Source organism: Providencia sp. PROV033 (assembly GCF_028484855.1).
Taxonomy (GTDB): Bacteria; Pseudomonadota; Gammaproteobacteria; order Enterobacterales; family Enterobacteriaceae; genus Providencia; species Providencia alcalifaciens.
Genome location: NZ_JAMPSW010000156.1, coordinates 1 through 3,659, shown reverse-complemented (window position 1 = coordinate 3,659; position 3,659 = coordinate 1). Strand labels below are relative to the sequence as shown.

Here is a 3,659-nt window from a genome sequence, read left to right as displayed (position 1 = left end):
TCCACTCAATAGAGGGGACTTCGTGTGTACTGGCTTAAAGGTATTTAGATTGTATCTTGTCTTTGGAGTTTAAGCAAAACAAAGCCCTCCTGAAAGAGGGCTGTTATCTGATATAGGCTTAGTTATGTCTCAAAAAAAACTAGACACAGAGAATGTTATAGATATAAGATTCTTATCGCAGAAAAGAATTTTACATCTATAACGGTTTTTATAATTGAGATATCTATGAAAAAACTAAATGCTCGGATAGAACATGAGTTAACAATGCACTTTGCTGAGCTTTATCATAAGGGTTCAACCTATATTGCAACCTTTAAGCTACTGCAATGGTTTGAGAAAGATGGTGGAAAAATAACACAAGCATTTTTTAAACGTGAAATATTTGAACGTTGGTTTGAATATATGGAAGTTGAAAATGATGATGAGGACTGGCAGTTATCAGTTATTAATGTGTTAAGTGACCACTCTGTAAAAAAACCAGAAGGATATATTCTATTCCAAAACTCTTCCCTATATATAAACTCACAATCTGAAAATAATGAAGATGAAGATGAAGATGAAAGTGAGTAAAAATAATGGAAACTAAAAAATACTCTTCTTTTGGTATTGGATTTTCAGAATCAGGAGATGATTCATCTAAGGTTAATAATGTTATTATTACGGATGAACTGATAAAATTTGAGCTATCTTACTTTGAACAAAAATTTCTCATAGAGTTAAAGAAACTATCTGGTTGTACATTCATAGGAAAAGCAACTGAATTAAATGATAGATTCATCGTTGATATAGCTGCTAAAGTGTTTTTTGATGACTATGAGACATTTATATGTGGATATAAGTGGAATGAAGATAGAGTGAATTACTCATGGTCAATATTCATTGAAGAAGAATAAACAAACAAAAAGAAAGCATCCAAGCTTTCTTTTTTTAAATTAAAAAAACTGAGAAAGGCAAATTGATGTTTAATTCTAAAAAAATAAAATTACTACTCCTAGAAATAAAAAAGATAAACATTGACAGAATACAGAAAAAATCAAAATCAAAAGAAATAAAATACTCGATAAGAAACGATACCATCTTTATAGACAACAACCTGACACTATCTAACTCAAGCTTAACAAGCTTACCTAGACATATGGTCATTGATGGTGATTTGGATATCAGAGGTTCAAAAATAAAAAAAATACCACGTGACATTATAATTAATGGTAATTTATACCTACAAGAAACTAAAGTAAAGAAAATACCAAAATATACATACATAGGTGGAAATTTAAACCTTGAAAAAACACAAATAAAAAAAATAGGAAAAAATGTTACAATATCAGGAACAGTCTATCTAACATCATCAAAAATAAAAAAACTACCTAAGAACTTAATAATAAAAGATAGCCTTGTCATTAGAAACTCTAAATTAAAAAAATTACCATCAAACTTAACCATTGGTAACACAATAATATTTGGAGGTAGTAAGATAAAAAAATTACCTGATAATTTAAAAATAAAAGGCCCGCTTTATTTAGATGGGACAAACATAAGTAAGATAGGTAAAAACATAACCATACAAGAAGGAGTTAGTTTTTATAAGTTAAAAATCAAACGATTAAATAGAAATTTAACGATCGATTGCTTCCTTGATTTAAGCAAGACAGAAATAAAAAAGTTACCAAATAGTTTACTGGTTAATGGATTTATTGATATTAGACATACAAAAATAAAAAAAATACCTCCGCATATAAAATGCAAAATATATAGATGATTATTTTTTTATGTAGAATTTTCTATACCAAGATGCGCGGCTAATTCCCAATTCACACCACGGGGTTCCTTGAACATTAGGCCTCCCTCCTTTTTTGGCTACTCCACCACCTAAAAGGCCTCCTTTCTTACCTCTAATAGATTGAATATCAGAGGTGTGAGTTCTTGCCACATAATCCTTAAAAGACTCCTGACTGAATTTAGAATGTGTCCATTTGGCTATACTTTTAGCTACTCCCAAAACCTCTTTTTCATCGAGTGGCATTAAAAATTGAAGGTTATACGCTTTAGCACGTTCAAAACAGGCTTGTAACCACTGTTCATATGCAGGCCAGCCTTGTCGAATAGCTCTGTAAGCCCATTTACGGGTTTGTTCAAACAACTGACAATTCCGCCCTAATCCATAATCGGTAATGATTTCTTTGTCATTGGCCGAAGTTAAATCGAGATAATCTGCAAGCCAATCCAGCGTATACAACTCAGTCTGCCACGTGTTAACCTGCCAGTGTTCATGATTGGGGTTCTGACAAATCAGCCCTGAATAACCAATATCTGCATCCAATTTTTTACGTAACGCATTTTCAACCGCTGCTGCGTATTTGAGGGGTTTAATTCTTCCATCGGGTGCTGTGCGAATCGCCGTTTCCAGTCCGTAAAGCAGATGGGCGTGCCCGTTTTTCGGGTTCATGATAGTAAAAGTAGGAGCTGGCGCGTTTCGGTCACTCCAGTCTAAAGCTGCCCCCTGACGGTCAACATCAAATCCCAGCCAGAATTGGGCGTGAGGTTGGTTAAACTGGATATATTTGGCGAGAATGGCGCGATCTTTGGCAGCAATACGCACACCAAATTGCAAATCATCCGAATAATACGGTTTATGAGGGAGACGTTCGTTAAATAACGCTAATGCGTGGTTAGTCAAGACGCCCAGCCTTATGGCGGGGCTGTTGTTTTACACCGTTCATGTGCTAATATCTCTCTAAGGTTTTTATGCCTAGCCCTGATTGTTCATGTCATCCGCCAAGATTGATTCATGAATATCGGGGCTTTGTTTTTTCTGCTGCGATTAAGTTACACCGAACAAGGCTAACTTGTCATCTTTGTCCGCTAATTTCGTGTTTTCACGCCTGTTTTCAAAATCCCATCCCAAAACCATCATCACGGCTGCGCGTTTTCTGTCGTTGTCGCTGTTGTTCTAATTCGGTTCGTCGTTGCTCTGCACGTTTATGCTCCGCTACCGCAATAACTGGGGAAGCGTTTCGCTCAAACTGATGACTTGCCTGTTCAAGTCCTCGACTTGTTGCTGTAAGCGTGTCACTTGCTCGCTCAGCCGGGCGTTTTCGTGCTGATTTTGCGTGTAATGATTCAAGGTAGTGTCGAACATGCTCTGTAAGCTGGCGTAACTGCTCTGCCATTCGCTCTGCTGTTGCGCGTAACTGTGCTGTAAGCTCTCCAGTGCGCTCAGGAGCTGTTTCTCCATTTCTGTCATGAGAAGAATTCCTGCATTGAGAAAACGCCGCTGTATCGTTGTCAGGGGCATTTAAAGGGGTTATTTGGTCTGATATTTGATGACGGTATGACCGTTCTTGCTCTGATACGGGGCGCCCACGTTGTACGCCGATTTCGGTAGAATCAGGTAATACTGGTTTTTCTTCTTGTCGTCCGTCATTACCGAAAGCCCTTTCCCTGTGTATTCGTTCATCTCCAGTACGCTCTGATCTAACAGCTGAATTTCCTGATAACGATCGGCTATCATCTTGCCCTGATACACCAGAATGCCGGACAGTATCGCTATCAGACAAAGACCGGATAACCCGATCCACAGACTGAGTTTGCCCATCATCGTAACCAACAGCCAACGCTGTCGTTGGTTCTGCTCTCGGATAGCGTTGTTGATGCTCTGC

Annotated in this window: 4 protein-coding genes and 1 pseudogene; 3 read left to right on the top strand and 2 right to left on the bottom strand. The window is 37.5% G+C overall.

Annotated elements, in window-relative coordinates:
• Positions 1 to 225 precede the first annotated feature (225 nt).
• The 3 genes from PSF16_RS16620 to PSF16_RS16610 all read left to right on the top strand — a co-directional run bounded on the left by PSF16_RS16620 (position 226) and on the right by PSF16_RS16610 (position 1,759).
• The gene (locus tag PSF16_RS16620) at positions 226 to 570 is read left to right on the top strand and encodes a hypothetical protein (RefSeq protein ID WP_272689726.1); all 345 of its coding nucleotides are present in this window, start codon (positions 226 to 228) and stop codon (positions 568 to 570) included.
• A 5-nt stretch (positions 571 to 575) separates the two neighbouring features.
• On the top strand, positions 576 to 893 hold the full coding sequence (locus tag PSF16_RS16615) for a hypothetical protein (protein WP_272689725.1): 318 nt from the start codon (positions 576 to 578) through the stop codon (positions 891 to 893).
• A gap of 65 nt (positions 894 to 958) precedes the next feature.
• Entirely contained in the window at positions 959 to 1,759 is an 801-nt protein-coding gene (locus tag PSF16_RS16610; RefSeq protein ID WP_272689724.1) for a hypothetical protein, read from the top strand.
• Here the strand turns inward: PSF16_RS16610 and PSF16_RS16605 are convergent, their stop codons facing one another.
• The gene (locus tag PSF16_RS16605) at positions 1,760 to 2,677 is read right to left on the bottom strand and encodes a replication initiation protein (protein ID WP_272689723.1); all 918 of its coding nucleotides are present in this window, start codon (positions 2,675 to 2,677) and stop codon (positions 1,760 to 1,762) included.
• A 211-nt stretch (positions 2,678 to 2,888) separates the two neighbouring features.
• A pseudogene (locus PSF16_RS17490) lies at positions 2,889 to 3,659 on the bottom strand (hypothetical protein); the annotation flags it as partial.